This is a genomic window from Priestia sp. SIMBA_032 (genome assembly GCF_046535215.1).
Lineage (GTDB): Bacteria > Bacillota > Bacilli > Bacillales > Bacillaceae_H > Priestia > Priestia aryabhattai.
In genome coordinates, this window is record NZ_JAWRXD010001031.1 from 1 (window position 1) to 258 (window position 258).

Annotated in this window: 1 protein-coding gene; it reads right to left on the reverse strand. The window is 72.5% G+C overall.

The annotated features are described in order from the left end of the window. Window positions 1-258, reverse strand: a 258-nt coding sequence (locus SB717_RS37470) for a PAS domain-containing protein (RefSeq protein ID WP_410908198.1), incomplete at both ends; no start/stop codon positions are given.

Here is a 258-nt window from a genome sequence, read left to right on the forward strand (position 1 = left end):
TGCTGGGTGATGTCCGAGTTCACCGCGAAGACGGTCACCTGCCCGTCCGCGCCGCGCGACAGCTGCCAGCGGCAGTCCGCCACCAGCACAGATCCGTCGGCACGGCGCTGCCTCAGCTCGCCCACCCAGTAGCCGTCGCGCAGCAGTGCGGCCGCCGCGGCGTCGAACTCCCGGGGGTCGTCGTAGACGAGGTCGCGCACCGATCGCCCGACCGCCTCCGCTGCCGGGATGCCGTAGATCGTCTCCGCTCCGCCGTTC